General features: G+C 64.7%; 10 protein-coding genes and 2 pseudogenes. 5 read left to right on the plus strand and 7 right to left on the minus strand.

All coding sequences use genetic code 11. The annotated features are described in order from the left end of the window. Positions 1-18: 18 nt before the first annotated feature. From D7X12_RS03165 to D7X12_RS03185, 4 genes are all read right to left on the minus strand, one after another. On the minus strand, positions 19-1,278 hold the full coding sequence (locus D7X12_RS03165) for a hypothetical protein (RefSeq protein WP_120623782.1): 1,260 nt from the start codon (positions 1,276-1,278) through the stop codon (positions 19-21). A gap of 145 nt (positions 1,279-1,423) precedes the next feature. After that, positions 1,424-3,430, minus strand: a complete 2,007-nt coding sequence (locus tag D7X12_RS03170) for a PKD domain-containing protein (RefSeq protein ID WP_158619943.1) — start codon at positions 3,428-3,430, stop codon at positions 1,424-1,426. Positions 3,431-4,295: 865 nt separating this feature from the next. Then, complete coding sequence (locus tag D7X12_RS42780; RefSeq protein WP_158619944.1) at positions 4,296-4,442, minus strand: hypothetical protein; 147 nt, start codon at positions 4,440-4,442, stop codon at positions 4,296-4,298. A 273-nt stretch (positions 4,443-4,715) separates the two neighbouring features. Further along, positions 4,716-6,503 (minus strand): M23 family metallopeptidase, encoded by a 1,788-nt coding sequence (locus tag D7X12_RS03185; RefSeq protein WP_158619945.1) that lies wholly within the window; start codon positions 6,501-6,503, stop codon positions 4,716-4,718. Between the two features lie 1,026 nt (positions 6,504-7,529). Between D7X12_RS03185 and D7X12_RS03195 the strand changes: the two genes are divergently transcribed. The 4 genes and pseudogenes from D7X12_RS03195 to D7X12_RS44010 form a co-directional block, all read left to right on the plus strand. After that, positions 7,530-7,775, plus strand: coding sequence for a hypothetical protein (locus D7X12_RS03195; protein WP_120623785.1), 246 nt, complete (start codon positions 7,530-7,532; stop codon positions 7,773-7,775). Positions 7,776-8,213: 438 nt separating this feature from the next. Continuing rightward, positions 8,214-9,404, plus strand: a complete 1,191-nt coding sequence (locus D7X12_RS03200; RefSeq protein WP_120623786.1) for a pectin acetylesterase-family hydrolase — start codon at positions 8,214-8,216, stop codon at positions 9,402-9,404. A gap of 238 nt (positions 9,405-9,642) precedes the next feature. After that, positions 9,643-10,395, plus strand: a complete 753-nt coding sequence (locus D7X12_RS03205) for a hypothetical protein (protein WP_120623787.1) — start codon at positions 9,643-9,645, stop codon at positions 10,393-10,395. 317 nt (positions 10,396-10,712) lie between these two features. Further along, positions 10,713-11,117, plus strand: a pseudogene (locus D7X12_RS44010) (transposase); the annotation flags it as partial. Positions 11,118-11,173: 56 nt separating this feature from the next. On the opposite strand, the gene mauJ reads toward D7X12_RS44010, so the two are convergent. Next, positions 11,174-12,274 carry a methylamine utilization protein MauJ gene (gene mauJ, locus D7X12_RS42250; RefSeq protein ID WP_147443507.1) on the minus strand — a complete coding sequence of 367 codons (1,101 nt, stop codon included), beginning with the start codon at positions 12,272-12,274 and terminating at the stop codon, positions 11,174-11,176. Positions 12,275-12,487: 213 nt separating this feature from the next. Here mauJ and D7X12_RS43415 point away from each other — a divergent pair, with 213 nt between their 5' ends. Further along, a complete protein-coding gene (locus tag D7X12_RS43415) occupies positions 12,488-12,724 on the plus strand; it encodes a hypothetical protein (protein WP_167508968.1) in 237 nt (78 codons plus the stop codon). Between the two features lie 21 nt (positions 12,725-12,745). Here the strand turns inward: D7X12_RS43415 and D7X12_RS42255 are convergent, their stop codons facing one another. Both D7X12_RS42255 and D7X12_RS45345 read right to left on the minus strand, forming a co-directional pair. Further along, positions 12,746-14,182, minus strand: coding sequence for a hypothetical protein (locus tag D7X12_RS42255; RefSeq protein WP_147443508.1), 1,437 nt, complete (start codon positions 14,180-14,182; stop codon positions 12,746-12,748). Then, a pseudogene (locus tag D7X12_RS45345) lies at positions 14,183-14,537 on the minus strand (VapE domain-containing protein); the annotation flags it as partial. Positions 14,538-15,251: the final 714 nt, after the last annotated feature.

Genomic DNA, 15,251 nt, shown 5'->3' on the forward strand with positions numbered 1-15,251 from the left:
GCCCACGCTACCCGACGCCTACCGCTTCCGGCCCGTGAAGGTGTTGAAGGTACTCGAGAAGGTCCGATGGGTGGCGCCGTCGGGCCCCGTGCAGACGGTCTCGCTGCGGCTGACCCAGAGCAGGGACAATTCTCCCCGGTTGCCCCAACTCCCCCATCCCGCCCCTGCGGGGGGAGGAAACCAGCCGATGAAGAGTTGACGCTGGCAGCCCTCGCCCGACTCGGTCGGGGGCTTCGAGAACGCGGAGAACCCCAGGTCCCGGCCGTCGTTCTGGACGGTGCCAGGGATTCCCTCCGGGTGGTCGTCGATCATCTTGAGCAGGAACCGGCCGTCTTCAGCCTGCTCAATGCTGAGCGTGAAGGCCCTGGTGCCGGACTGGGTGGTCTCGGGCCCGGTGTCCGGCGAGGTCGTCTCCGAGAAGGAGTAGGTCCCTTCATAGACACCCACGAGGAGCGAGGGCGCCGGAGGCCAGGACGCCTCATCCCGGCGGCCCGTGAACACAGACGTGATTTCACTCGTCGACGTGGAGTGGGTGCCCGGGAAGGGACCGCCGGGACCGATGCATTCCAGCTCACGCTGGGAGACCCAGGTGAGGGACAGATTCCCCTGGGCATCCCAGGTTCCCGTTCCCGCGGGCCCGGAGGACTCCTCCCTCATGAAGTACTGCTGCCGGAAGCAGTACTTGTCGTAGCGGCTGGCGGGACCTTCCTGCGGAGGAATGGCCAGCGTGCCGTCCTCGTGGACGTCGACGAGGACCCCCTGCGGGAAGCCCGTGATGGGCTTGAGCCGGACCCGGGTGTCGCTGACCGGCTCCAGCGTGAACTGCTCCACGCGAGGAGGAGACTCGGTCGGGATGAAGGTGCCCTCCACGGAGCGAAACCCTGAATAGGCGCCATCCAACAAGCTCGCGGCGGGAGCCCGGGCCACGGTGAAGGTGAACACGCCGTGCTTCGACGGATCCCCTTCGGACGTCGCCTGAACGGTCACCGCGGTGTCCGCTCGGGCGAACGGGGCCGTGTAGGTAACGGACGCGCCGGTCGTGGCGGAGAGGCTGCCGCCGCCGGACAGGAGGCTCCAGGTCACTTCGGAGGAGAACGTCCCGGTCCCCTCCACGACCGCCGTGAGGACGGTGCTGGCATGGGAGGCCAGCCTGTCCGTGCCCGTCACGGACACGCCGACGACCGCGTCCGGGACGCCGGGATCCGGCGCCGGCCCCCCTCCCCCACATCCCGACAGCGAGACCAAGGCCAGCAGGACCAGGATGCACAGTGGCTTCATGGGCGGATCCAGAGGGGGCAGGTGGGGCAAGCGGAGTCAGCAGGAGGAATACGCTTTCCCCCGGACCTCCTGGCTGCGCAAGCCCCCGAAACCCGCACCGCCCTCGGGACCAGGGCCCTCCAGGGCACACCTGGGGGGACGCAGCTCAGGGGGCCCGGACGAACACGGACTGGTCGGCGAAGTCGGTCACGCCGTGGTTGTCCGTCACGATGAAGCGGAACTTGTAGGTCCCGGCGGTCGTCAGGCCGCTCGCGGTCAGCGTGGGGGTGTTGGCGTTCGTCAGGGTGGGGGCGGCGGCGCCGGCGGGGCGGCTCAGCTCGATCCAGTTCCACTTCGCGAGGGTGCCATCCGGGTCCGTTCCGCTGCCCGTCACCGTCGCGGTCGAGGCCGGCTGGGTGATGGTCACCGTCGTGCCCGTCTTCGCGGTCGGCTCCAGGAACGTCGCGGGCTCGCTCGCGCTGCCGCGGTGCTGGGCGAACAACCAGGTGTAGAGCCGGTTGTCATTGTAGGTCGTATCCCAGACATTGTGCGTGGCGCCCGCGTAGAGGGTCATGACGGCCTTCCTCGGACCGGCCCCGCACTTCACGTCCATGTAGTCCTTGAAGGCCAATGAGCCGCTGTAGTTGACCGTGGGGTCGCTGGTGCCGTGCCGCAGCCAGACGGGCAGGCCCTGGAGGTCGCAGATGTGGCGACCGTTGGTGTCAGGGATGGGATTGCCGGCGGTATCGAACGCCTTCTGCGTCGACGGCACGGAGCTCGTGTTCGCGCAGATGGGAACGAAGGCCGCCAGCTCCGTGGAATGGTTGACCGCGAACTGGTGTCCCCGGATGCCACCGCCGCTCAGCCCCGTGAGGTAGATGCGCTCCGGGTCGATGCGGTAGCTGGCCAGCACGTCCTTCCACAGCCGGTCGAGCCGGTCCTGGGTGAACCAGCAGTCGCCGGTCGTGGCGCCAATCTCCCGGCAGTGCGGAGACACCACGATGGCCGGGAAGGTGGAGGCGAACGTCGCGTCATTCTTCAGCCGGCGCGACAGGCCCTCCGGCGAGGTCGACATGCCCGTGCGGTCCGGGGTGAGCTGCGTCCCGCCAATCCCATGCAGGGCGATGACGAGGGGGAACTTCGCCTGGGGGTCCTGGTTGTAGGTGGCGGGCAGGAACTGCAGGAAGTCATAGGACGGCGAGCGCTTCACGGACTGCGTGCCCGCGGTGCACGTGGGCGCCGGAGCCTGGGCCTCGGTGGAGGGCTCGCCCATGACGGAGAACGTCCGCAGCCGGCAGGAGACCTTGTCCGTGCAGACAAAGCGCACCTTGCGGGTGACCAGCGGCGTGGAGAGCGGCAGGGTCCGGGTGAGGGTCCCCGCCGTGTTTCCGGTGACCACCGTCTCCGGCACCGTCTGCCAGCAGCCCTGCGCGTAGTGCTGGATCTGGAAGTTGGCCGGAGCGCTCCCGGTGGTCGTCCCCAGCGCGAGCTGGAACTCCGAGATGGCGTAGAACCCCTGGAGGTCCACCTCCACGTAGACGTGCGGGCGGACCGTGCCGCTGTTCCAGCCGGTGGCGGGGTCGCCGTCCGTCACGAGGGCCGCCGTGGAGCTCGCGTCGTACTCGGTGATGGAGGACGCGGGCTTGCCGAGTGCCACGTCCACCGCCAGCAGTTGCGTGGGCCCCTTGGCGGGCTCCTCGCGGTCCGCGGTCGCATCGGGAAGCGGCGCGTCCTTGAGGTCCGGAGCTTCCGGCTGCGAGCCGGCACGGATGTGGAGGTTGAAGAGGCCGCAGGAGCTGCCCTGCCCCTGCACGAAGATGCGCACCGCCTGCCCGACCTCGAGCGCGAGGCTCACCGATGCCTCACCCGTGCCACGGCTTGCGCCGTCGTCACAGCCCAGGGACGTCGCCGCGCCCTCCTCGCGCCTCACCTCCAGCACCGGAGCAAAGCGGGCATCCGACGTGGAGAAGGTGAACGTGTCCGAGGACGGAGCCCGCCAGACGTAGGAGACGCCCGGTGCTTTGTGGGCCACGGCTCCACACGTGGGGCGCAGGGTGCTGACGAGCCGGCAGGTGTCATCCGAATCCACCACCGTGCCCAGCAGCGATCCCAGCGCTTCCCCCAGCGGCGCGTCCCCAGGCAACGGGGTGTCCTGCGCCTCGCAGCCGGTCATCAACAATCCAAGCGTTACGAGTCCGGCCAGAATCGCGCCAGCGCCAGGGGAGCGTTGCATGGGGGAGCCTTCCGTGAGAGGGCATGGCAAACACAAGAACTTCCAGCACAAGCTGCCAATCCTGTATAATCCATCCCGGTGACACAATCCCAGGGCAGACCGGTGTCCGTGGGACGACGCTCAGGAGGCGCAGTCCTCCGGGAATCTGCGCGTCCACCAGGGCTTGAGGTGACGTGCACACGGAGTACCTCGCCATCTGCGAGCGCCACCCGCCCGAGGACTCCTTCGTGGTGGACGTGCCCATCGTCGAGGGCACGGAGCTCATCCGCATGGCAGCGAGACTCTTCCGGAACCTCGGGGTTCAGAGCAGGCCGCGCACGTCGCGCGTCCCATCCCGGAGCTTCTGCTCATGCGCCGTCCGTCCCACGTCCTCGAAGGCCTCCTGCGACCCGGCTTCGCCCTGCTGTCCCTTCTCGCCTGTGGCGAGCCCACCGCACGCGCCTCACACCCACCCGGAGAGCATAGGAAGGACAGGAGCCCTCTTGGGCGTAGCGGGCGGGAGCAGAGCGGGAGGTGAGGGACGCTGACGGGGAGCCCATGAGCCAGCCCTCGCGCAGGGGCCAGGTGCGCACTCGCCGGGGGCAACCCCAGGTGCTCCAGGATCGCGCTCACCCCTGCTGCTCCCTTCACATACGCCAAGACCCGCCGCCTGCCTCCACGCTGTGCGATGACATGGAGTTGATGGTGAAGGGAATGGGCCGCGGCCTCTTCTACTCCCTCATCGAGACGGCACGCCTTCGCGGCGAGGACCCGGGGCACTACCTGCGGCGCGCTGCGCTCGCCGCCATCGAGAACCCAGGCGCCGTCACGCTCCCGAGATGCTGCGCAGCGTCCCTTCCGGGTCCACCGGCGCGAAGTCTCGGGCTGCCTTTGCCTCTGCCTGCAGCTTGTCCTCCATGGCCTTGAGCAGCGCGGCCACCTCCGCGGGCACTTCCAGCGTCACCTTCACCATGGCCGGGATTTCTCCTACGCCTCGGCCTGCGACCGCCAACCCGCTCTTTAGCTCCTGCGATGCTCAGGATCAGATCCACACCCCCGAGACCCTCAACAGGATTGAAGGCTCTTGGGCGCACCTGAAGGACACCTGCTTCAGCCGGATGCTCACCAAGGAGCGCGAAACCTCTTATCCCGACGCCGTCCGGTTGCTGCATGGGTTGCAGCGGACCGGACGGCTTCAGGCTCTCGCGCCACGCAAGCCCCTCTGACAGAACTCAGCCCGGGTGGCTTAGGGGGAGAAGAGGACTTCGTCGACGTGCAGGTAATTGTCGTAGTTCAGGCGCTCGAACGTCACCCAGACCGCCCGGGTGGTGGCCGGCCACGCCGCGTTGGTCAGGGTCACCCAGTTCAGCGGCGTGCTCGTCACCGAGCCCAGCTCGACCAGGTTGCCCGTGGCGTGGTCCACCGCGCGGACCGTCGCGCGCGTCGTGTTGCCGCCGTAGTAGGCCCTGAACGTCTTCAAGCCGGTCACGGGCGCCTCGGGGGTGAAGATCATCAGCCCGGCGTTGGGCGCGTAGTTGACGATTCCATAGTTGTCGATGGAGTTGTCGAAGGTGGCGAACGGGTAGCTGGCCCACAGGGGGATGTTCTGGAAGTCCAGGGTCATCAGCTGGGCGTTGTTCAGGCCCGGGACGTAGGCCCGCGTGAAGGCGTCCACCTGCACCGGCCCCAGGTCCCGGAAGGCTCCCGCGCTGGTCCACAGCCGCAGGGCATGAAAGGGGATCGACTGGAGGGAGTTCAGCGGCTGCGTGCAGAAGTTGGAGCTGGCGTTGCCAGGGAAGGTGCAGAGGATCTGCGGCGCGCTGGACAGCGCCGCGCGCGACGCCGCGCCCAGGACCTCCACGCGGCTGAACGCCGCCGTATCACCCAGGTTGTAGGTGAAGCGGCGGACCCCGCCGTAGGTATAGGCGTTGAACTGCTCGGTGCCGGCGCTCGCGGCCGGGGCCCGCTCCTCCAGGCCCACCCAGTCCACCACGACGGCCGCTCCCACGGAGGAGCTGCTGACGAGGATGGGGCGCACGAAGCGCGTGGTCGTCGGGCACTGGCCGGAGCCGGAGCCGAAGGTGACGGGGAAGGAGAGCACGGACCAGCCGCCGTAGGTGTCCAGCACCGAGGTGAAGATGACCGTGCTCAGGACCGTCGTCCGGTCGCTGCCCATGCACTCCAGGCGCAGCCCCGCGACGGCGGACTGGTTCGCGCGGTAGCGCTCCGTCCGGGCGGCGTACTTCAGCCGGTAGGGCCCGTTGTCGGGCCGCACGAAGATGGGGTTCTTGTGCTGCACGAGGCCCAGCCCGGACGCTCCGGCGATGCGCATCTGGCCCGCCTGCACGCTGAACGTCGCCGCGTTGGACGCGGCGGCCTGCCAGGTATTGGATTGCTGGAAGTCCTCCAGCCAGATCATCCGCGTGTCGGAGGTGAACGACAGGCCCTGGGTGTTCGCGTTCGCGGTCGAATAGCCGTTGAGGGTCGTGTACCGGGGGGTCGTGCCCTGGCGGACACTCCAGTGCAGATGCGGCGTGGAGGCGTTGCCGGTCTGCGAGACGTAGCCGAGCACCTGTCCCTGCTGGACGACGTCGCCCAGGGCCACCAGCATCGAGGCGTCCAGGTGGGCGTAGTGCGAGTAGAAGATGTTCCCGCCAACGTTGTGCTCGACCATGACGCTGTTGCCGTAACCACACGACGCCGGCGTCAAGGCCGCGAAGCGGACCGTGCCCGCGCCCACGGCCAGCACCGGCAGTTGGTTGTCGAAGTTCGGCGCGGTGGCGTTCTCGTTGAGGTCCAGCGCATTGAGGTCGCGCCCCGTATGCGCCGTGGAGCCCGCCGTATGCTTCCAGTCGTTGCCCGTGTTGGGCACCGGCATCTCCAGGTTGCCGCCGGTGATCTCCACCGCGGCGCCCGAGCCCGGCCCGCCGGTGCACGGGTCCACGGATTGCGCCCTCGCCGTCCAGGGCGCCATCAGCAATCCCATCCAGACCACGGCCACCTGCAAGCCCTGCCACTTCCCGGTGTGTCTCATTGTCTTCCCCCTCCTGTGATGGAGCGCGGCCCCCATACAACAGGAAGAGGCAGGGTGAGAATGGAATTCTTCTTTTTCATTGATATCAAGCTTCCATTCAGCCGCTCATCGACCCCTCGTGGGGGAGCTGGGGGAGCGCTGATTCCAGGCCTTGATGGGGTCAGGGGTTTGACACGCCCGCGCGGCGCGTGGTCGCCTGGGCCCGGAGGTGCCGCGTGGCCGAGGGTCCGGACCAGGAACGCCTGGAAGAGGAACGCCGTCAGTCCGACGCGCTGCTGGAGTGGCTCAGGACACCCGGCCCATCACCTCACTGACGCTGTGCGCGGCGAAGAGCAGCTCCAGCTTCTTGCTGCGCGACATGTCGTCCTTGATGCGCGGCCACACGTCGAGCATAGGAAGGACAAGAGCCCTCTTGGGCGTAGCGGGCGGGAGCAGAGCGGGAGGTGAGGGACGCTGACGGGGAGCCCATGAGCCAGCCCTCGCGCGGGGGCCAGGTGCGCACTCGCCGGGGGCAACCCCAGGTGCTCCAGGATCGCGCTCACCCCTGCTGCTCCCTTCACATACGCCAAGACCCGCCGCCTGCCTCCACACCTCATGCATGCGAACACGTCGAAGTCGAACGTCCTCGTCAGCAACTCTGCCCCATCCACTCGCGGCGTCCTCTGCTTCATCCGCTCCTGCCTGGCCGCTGCCTCACTCCCCGCGCTCGTCTCCTCCGCTTGGGGGACCAGAAATGGCCGCAGTTTGGCGCCTGGAGCGAAGACTCCGTGGAACCTCGCCCCTTCACGAGGGTCCGCCTGCACGACCTCCTGCGGGTTCACTTCCTCAGCCGAGGGGTCTCCTCCCGCGCAGCCCAGCCAGACCGCACAGACGGGAACGAGCAACAAGGACCACCGACGCAAAGACTTGGTTCACCTTGGCCGGAATTGAGAGCCTCTCACGGTAGCGCTGGATCTCCCTGGTCTGGCGTTGAAAAATCGGACTATCCTGGCAAGGCAGCACAAACCTTCCAACCAGGGTAAGCACATGCGAGTGGCAATCATTGCCGGGCTGATGACAGTCGGACTGCTGGCGGGCTGTGGCGGCGCGGAAGAAGTGGATGAGACTGTCAGTCCCGAGGAGCAGGGGCAGGTCCACCAGGGGGTGACGCGCTGGGAGTGCGTCAGCGACTGTGACATCAAGTGGATGCAGTGCGTCTATGGCGGTGGCGGCACGCCGAAGCCCACCTGCGACAGCTACAAGGCGTTCTGCATCTCCCAGTGTCCCCCCTGACGGGATGGCGCGGCTGTGGGCCTGACCCGGATCCCCGGCAAGGACCTCAAATCGGGCTTGGCCTGCGATCAGCGGAGCAGGTGAAGGCGCTGCTCGAAGAGACGCCGAAGCCAGATGAAGAGATGCTCCGGGCGTTCGCGGCGGCCTGCCAGCCCACGACGACCAACGTTGTGTGAATGCCGGCTACGGCGCCTGCGGCAACCCCTACCCGACCGCCGCGAGTGACACGGGCGCATCCATGGCCGGCAGGTAAAGCGATTCAACATAGCGCTGCGCCATCCGCTCCGGGCCCCCAGGAGGTCGCGTTCGAGGCGCCGCTGCCCGACGACCTCACGGACTTCATCGAGGGCCGGACGTAGGGCCGCGAGACCTTTCCGGAACCTCGGGGTTCAGGGCAGGGCCGCGCACGTCGCGCGTCCCATCCCGGAGCTTCTGCTCATGCGCCGTCCGTCCCACGTCCTCGAAGGCCTCCTGCTCCCCGGCTTCGCCCTGCTGTCCCTTCTCGCCTGTGGCGGGCCCACCGCGCCGGTGGAGCCCGACACCAACGGCGCCCGGACGCGCGACGCCGTGGTCGCCGAGCCGCCGGTCGGCTGCGTCGACCCGGTCACCACGCCGCCTCCTCCGGACGTCCTGGTGCGCAGGAGCATCCGGAACGCCGCGGCGCGGGGCGCGGTGTGCAACGACGGCTCGGCGCCCTCGTACTACGTGCGGCGCGGCGTGGGCTGCGGGGCGAGCCGCTGGGTCCTCTTCTTCGAAGGCGGTGGCGCCTGCTACCCCCCGGACTGCCCGGACCGGGGTCAGCGGCTGCTGTCGTCGAACGATGACCCGCCGACGATGGAGGCAAACCGCGGGCTCCTGTCGACCAGTCCGGCCGAGAACCCCGACTTCTTCACCGCGAACCAGGTCTTCTTCTCGTATTGCAGCTCGGACGCGTACTCGGGCGACAAGAGTGGCTCCGGACTGCCGGGCGACTACCACTTCCGGGGGAGCCGCATCGTCCAGGCCGTCATCGAGGACCTCGTGAATCCCGAGGTGACGCCCGCTCCCAACCTCGCCCAGGCGACGGAGCTGCTGCTCGCGGGAGGCTCGGCGGGCGGGGCTGGCGTGCTCTTCAACCTGGACCGGCTGGGCGCGGCCTTCCCGGGCAAGCGGGTCCGGGGCTTCACCGACGCGGGCTGGCGGGTCGACACGCTCCAGTATGACCCCGCGCTCGGGACCACCGTGGAGGCCGCGGCCATCTTCGCGGAGTTCTGGAACAGCGTGGCTGACACCTCGTGCTCCGCCGCCGAGCCCGAGCAGCCGGGCCGGTGCGGCGTGGGACAGACGCTCTATCCCTACCTGAGCACGCCCCTCTTCGTGCACCAGGACCAGTATGACCCCGTGCCGCTCGAGAAGATGGGCCTCACGGAGCCGCTCGACAGCTCCGAGCAGGCCTTCGCGGTGGCGCATGCGTGGAAGGTTCGCCAGTCCCTGGCGCCGGTGAGCGGCGTGTTCAGCCCGGCCGACCAGCAGCACACGCTCGTGCGCAGTCCCGCGTTCAACAACCCCCTCGTCAACGGCGTGTCCCTGCGGCAGGCGTTCGGGAACTGGTACTTCGGACGCCCGGGGCCCACCCACGTCATCGAGTAGGCGGTCTGATGCGCTGACACGTCATCCGGCTTCGCTGACATGTCAGCGGGCGTGTCCAGGGCCTCGAGCCCCTTCTCCGTCACCCCGCCTCTCCACTGACACGTGGGCTCCAAGGGGGTGGCCTGCCGTTTGCTATGAGACAGCCGCGGAGCACTCCGGCGATACAGTCCTCGCAGGCGTGGGTCCCTGAGTCGAAACCCTTTCAGATACCAACCCTTGATGTGAGGAATTGCTCACGATGCTCGCTTCCATTGCTACCGTCCTGCTGGCCAACGCACTCGGCCAAGCTCCCACCAGCACCATGGCCGCCCCGGCGCCCTTCCCCTATTGCGGTATGGAGCTCCAGCTCAAGTCGTGGAAGGGGGACTACCTGAACCGTTCCGACGCGGCCATTCCCATCACCGCGGCGGCCACCGGCGCCGCCGGCAACAAGTGGACCGCCGAGTGCACCACGGACGGCAAGGTGAAGCTGAAGTCGACGAAGGGGGACTACCTGAACCGTACCGACCTGGCCCAGGGCGCCACCGTCGCCACGGCGGCCACTGGCACCGGCACCGTGTGGACGCCTGCATTCACCACCGCCGGCAAGCTCGTGCTGCGCTCGTCGAAGGGGGACAGCCTGCACCGGCCGGACAGCCCTCCGGCCGTCACCAGCTGGGGCACCGGCATTGGCAATGAGTGGACCCTCGAGCCTCAGCCGCCCACGAATGCGTGCTACCTGTGGAAGGGGCGTGGAGGTGCTCCCCAGGCGAGCTACATGGCGGCCCATGCGAGCTGCCGTCCCTGGAATGGCAGCTCCGGGTGGAGCTTCTTCAAGAAGAACAATGGGGTGGACTACTATCGCGGAACCTTCAAGGAAGCCGTGGCCACCCCCTCCATCTGGGCGGTCTACGCCGACTTCGGCTCAGCGGCTGTCACCTCGAAGGCGGACTACGATTCCTTCGTCGCCAATACCAAGCTGTCCGGCTCCTGCGGCGAGTGCCTGCACTGAGTCGTCCTGCGCGGGCCGGTGTCTGTGCGGGCCGGCCCGCTCGCTCACGACCTCGTACAGCACCGTCCCCTCCGGCTGCCTGCGCCGGTACGCCCACCCACGCTCCTCCACCTGCCCCTCCCCAGCTCCACCTCGCCGGGGAACTCAGGCCGCTCGCGTCCGAGCAGATTGACGTCCCGCTTGGGGTTTACTGTCGCCTTGTCCGCGGGTTCGATTCCCTCCGCCTCCACATTTTCAGGCCGTGATCACGGCTGGTTCGCAGCACCTTCCAGCCGTGTTGCGTCTAGGTCGCGTGCCGGCGCAAGCATCCTCTTCTCGTAGAGGCCCACGGCCTGCCGCTCACCGAATCGGTGACGGCGGCCAATGTGCACGACACGCACGAACTCTTCCCCCTCGTCGACTCCGTGCCCGCGGTGAGGCTGCCTTCAGGGCAGCGACGCTTCCGCCCCGCGAAGGTCCACGGAGATAAAGCCTACGCCTCCAGGAAGAACCGACTCGGCCTGCGTCTGCGCGGCATCGCTCCGCGCATCGCCCGTCCAGGTGTGGAGTCCAAGGAGCGTCTGGGCCGCTACCGCTGGGTCGTGGAGCGCACGCTGGCCTGGAAGAACCAGCTGCGCCGTCTTCGCGTCCGCGACGAGCGCAGGGACGACGTCCACTTCGGATTCCTCGCCCTCGGCTGCTGCGTCATGCTTCTGCGTCGCCTCTGTCCTGATATTTGTTAGGAGCCGTAAATGCGTGGTTTCTGAGGCTGGTTCAGCAAGACGCGAGTAGTGCAGTCCTAACCCTTCTGGCGAAGCGCAAATGCCGCATCTGCGTCATGAATCATGCGCTCGACACATCCGATGGCAGTGCGCGCACATTGGCGGGCGAGCAAGAGATTGCCTGAAATGGTGGCGCTCGCCATGTAATCGCTGACGACGATTGGCTCCTCGTCGTTATTCGAGAAATGAGCTATTGCGTTTCGGAACTTCTTTTCCAGGTAGTTGTCGAACGTTTGCTTGATTCCTTTTCCAATCCATTTTCGCGCATCGCCTTGTATTACTGGGTCCTCTTCCACGCGAGCGGTGAATCGCGGGGCTTCCAGTCCATTTTCTTTGGTCCAGCCAATGATCTTTTGATGTGTCTTTCTGAATATGCCTTCGAGTATTTTTGAGTAGCACAGGAACTGGTAGAAGACGCTTGGGTTTGTCATGCCCTCTCGATAGAGGGCGTAGTATGGCCGCAATAGATCAATATAGACTCGTTGGTCGCCCCCCAGCGTTACCCCAACAAATGGGGCAACGTATGAGGCGGTTAATATATTGTGTTTTGGGTCCCAGATTGCGATCTCGCGAACATGGATTGGTATGTTTATTTGGTATGAAAGGTTGTCGATCAGGGGGGCGACTACCTTGCTGTATAGGCCGAAAACATTGTTGTAGTTTGTGGCGCGACACCAAAGCTCAAGCGCTGAGCATTCTCGCGCTGAGTTGAGATGCATGATGACCTTCCCAGAGGGAGTCTCAAGGGCAAGGTCGACTGCTTCAGGAAGTGCGTAAATGAGTGACGCACCTTCTGATGGTTCAAGAAACATCTTAAAATCCCCAGAGGATGAGTTGGGGACCTTGCTTAGGTGTACCAGTAGCCGAAAATCACGCTCTTCTGGATCGAGAAACCGCTGCTTGTCCTGTTCTGAATCGGGCGAGTCGCTGGCCGCTAAATGCAACTGATGAAGAATGCCCGGTGGCCCTAACTTTGCGGAGTCCAGCGAAATGGTGGTCGCCAAGGGTTTTTCTTGCGCCGGCGCGGGCTCCGCGTCTGGCTGCAAGCGCTCCCGGTTCTCGTCTTTGGCTTCTTGCCTGCGTCGCTTTGCTCGCTTCAACTTTGAGTTTCTCGACATGCTTTCCCTCCACGCTGTCTAACGCTATTCAGGGGATTGGGTTCCGAACTCCCGTTCGCTTTGGCACCTGCTCCCCTGTGCCGGGATGCTGCTCTACTGAGGCTATAGAACCTCCCGCGATCACGTCTAGGTGCGGGCGCCGTTCGCCGCGCTTCTCGACGGGGCGTTCTTAAGTCCGTCGGGCAGGTAGTAGACGAGTGGCCGGCTTCCGTCATGCATGCGCCGCTGACCGCGCATGAAACGCAGCGCCTTGAGCGCGGCGACAATCTAGCGCGAGATCCTCGGGTCGACCTGTGCCGGGTGGAGCGCGAAGTCTTGATCACGTTATGCGGCGTCTCCGAGGAAGAGTGCCGCTCGGTCGGTGAACAGCTTGCTTTGCACGCTAAATGCGTGCGGTTTCTGATGCTGGTTCTTCTGTGGGATGCCAGCGCCGACTGGCCCGAAGTGTAAGCTGAGTCTGCCAAGATGCTTCTACGGACTGGCTGGCATGAATTCGTCCACAGGAATCACAATAGGTTTCTTTGCACCCTGACTTCCTCGCTCGTTCGCCGGTGCAATATCGATGAGCCGTAGGTGAGCTGTCCAACCCTCTCCGGGGAGCGCTTGATCCGGAAGGACGTACCGAGGGCCACCGCAACGGAAAACAACATAGAAAGCTTCCTTCACCTCATAGGGCGTTCCTTTTAGCCCACTAACAGTGTCCCAAAGCTGATGAAATCCGTGAACGAGATAGCTCCTTGCATCGTCATTGTATTGTTTTGCTTCGACGTAGAGATTGAATTTGAATGACGGATCCGTGAGGTCTGGTTGAAGTCCCGCCATCATGGGCTTGGATACGGGGGACAAACCTTGGTCGAAAAACCACAAGGCAAGCTCTGCGGTGAGGGTTTCCTCAACCTTGCCCTGCGCGCCCTGTGCCAGTTCGAAAAGACGCAAACGGTCGTGCCATTGGCATCGGTGTTGGAAACGATTGATTAACCCAAGCAATGATCGACGCGTGCCGACCCTGAGGCGGAGATCCTCATATATGCGCTCGACATAGGGCTTAAGCGTCTGCACGGAATGCTCAAGTGCGTCGTTCCTGTCCTTTGATGATGTGTTGTTATCGTAAAGAGCCTCTATGATCTTGCTTTTGCTTGGTGTCTCAAGTCCCTCGTTAAACCATTGGTTGACTTGGGCGCGCATTTGCACATCTCGTTCTTCCTCGTCTTCGGAAAGAGGTGTTGGTTCTGGATTGAGATCATGCAGAAGCTGGAGAACTCCATTGAGCAAAAGCCCTGATGACGTCAGCTTTTCGTCGACAAAGTTTCGATGCGCGTATTCTTGTTGTTGCTGTAAGTCAAGGAGCTGGATCTGTAATTCATTTATCTTGGATTGCTGATCTTTGGTCCGCGTGGTCGAGGTCGACTCCGAAAATAGACTTGGCCTTCGGTCGGGGTTGTTGATTTTTGCTGCCAAGATCCCGAGTAGTTTTTTTGATTTTGTGTTATCTGTTAGCGTGTCAATTTTGACTGGTCTCGCGTGTGGATGGCTTGCTATCGCGTCAAAGCGGGCGAAGGTTAATTCGTCGGTGGGGGTAAGCCATCCGTTGGCCGGAGGTGGCGTTGAGGAGTCGTCTTCGTCAGGGACTTGCTTGACGAACTCCCGCTTTAGCGCCACTAGCATTTGGGTTAAAGCTTGATCGTGCTGGAAATGTCGATGTGTCAGCTCGCTTGCGTCTCGCTGTATGTCTCTGAGTAATGCTGCGAGGCGGGGTTCTTCCTGTACGAACCTCACAAAACGACGAAGTTGACGGTAAAATACAGTGCCTTCTTGCGCATGGAGAAACTTCCACTGTCTATCAAGTAGCTCGACTAGATCTTCAAGCATGGTGAGTTTTAGTTTACCACTGCCACTTTGAAGCTCCAACTAACTGCACGTGCATTTGACCGGCCAGAGCCTGTGATGTCCTGTCGGGTCGCGCAGATAGTCGTCGTCGTCGTTTGTAGAGCCCACGAAGACGCAGCGGCGTGGCGTCTTCGCGTTGGCGCGGCCGTATGGGGCCGAAAGGTGTCTTCCGTTCGGCTGATAAACGCCTTCAGCGCCTGAACCTCGCTCTTTCGGAAAATGCTCAGCTCTGCAAGTCCGATGAACCAAAATTGCGAGGCGAGCATCGCGCTCTCTTTGTTGCTCACGCCGACCGTCGCGTCGCTGAAATACTTCCCCCGAGGATGCGAAAGGCCGTCGACTTCCTGAGCCCCTGCTGCCCCTCAAGAATCAGGACCGTGTCGACCTTTCAACCCGGAGAAGAGCACGCGCGACAGCGGAGATCGCGAACTTCGCCCCGATGGCACGCAAGTATCCGGGCTCGCCCTGCACACCGAAGTAGACGACGTGCGACTCGCCGAGGCGTGACTTCCCATTCCAGACGAGTCCGCCCAGGAAGTCGGCGACGGGGTCGTAGCTGTTCCGCTTGCTCCTAGTGCCGACGGAGTTTCAACGCCGCTTGCTCGCAGAGGTGTTCGGTTCCCTCCTGCCAGGCCGTAGCCGCGAACACTGGGCGTAACAGCTCGACGACCGCCGCTTCGGACGTGCTCAGGGGCAGGAGCAAGGCGGTGCAGGATATCAGCGCGTTCAATGTGTTGTCCTGCCCACCAAAAGGCGCGAGCGGCTCGCCAGCGAGCACGCGGCGCACGACCGCGGTGTGCTCAGGCTTCCGGACGCAAAAGCTGTGGGGGCTTCCAAACCTGCCACTGTGGCCACGACGCAGCCCACGACGTGCCATGCACCAGCGGGGCGTTCCTCCGAGCACGCGGACATGTCGGCTTCATAGGCGCCTCCACTTGTAGGAAAGAGACCCACTGCGCGCGACCCTCTCTGCCAACGTGAGTGAGACAGTTCGTACCCAGCAGTTTAGTGTGCAGGGCGACCCAGGCAGGGACGATGAATCCGGTGGTGAAAGAGGCTCGGGTCCGGGAGACCGAGGTGGTGGAGAAGG

Origin of the sequence: Corallococcus sicarius (genome assembly GCF_003611735.1) — a bacterium.
Lineage (GTDB): Bacteria > Myxococcota > Myxococcia > Myxococcales > Myxococcaceae > Corallococcus > Corallococcus sicarius.

Coding starts and splice junctions, on each gene's coding strand:
- D7X12_RS03195 (WP_120623785.1), top strand. CDS start 7,530: ATGCGAGTGGCAATCATTGCCGGGCTGATGACAGTCGGACTGCTGGCG.
- D7X12_RS03170 (WP_158619943.1), bottom strand. CDS start 3,430: ATGACCGGCTGCGAGGCGCAGGACACCCCGTTGCCTGGGGACGCGCCG.
- D7X12_RS42780 (WP_158619944.1), bottom strand. CDS start 4,442: ATGGTGAAGGTGACGCTGGAAGTGCCCGCGGAGGTGGCCGCGCTGCTC.
- D7X12_RS03205 (WP_120623787.1), top strand. CDS start 9,643: ATGCTCGCTTCCATTGCTACCGTCCTGCTGGCCAACGCACTCGGCCAA.
- mauJ (WP_147443507.1), bottom strand. CDS start 12,274: ATGTCGAGAAACTCAAAGTTGAAGCGAGCAAAGCGACGCAGGCAAGAA.
- D7X12_RS03165 (WP_120623782.1), bottom strand. CDS start 1,278: ATGAAGCCACTGTGCATCCTGGTCCTGCTGGCCTTGGTCTCGCTGTCG.
- D7X12_RS03185 (WP_158619945.1), bottom strand. CDS start 6,503: ATGAGACACACCGGGAAGTGGCAGGGCTTGCAGGTGGCCGTGGTCTGG.
- D7X12_RS03200 (WP_120623786.1), top strand. CDS start 8,214: ATGCGCCGTCCGTCCCACGTCCTCGAAGGCCTCCTGCTCCCCGGCTTC.
- D7X12_RS43415 (WP_167508968.1), top strand. CDS start 12,488: ATGCATGCGCCGCTGACCGCGCATGAAACGCAGCGCCTTGAGCGCGGC.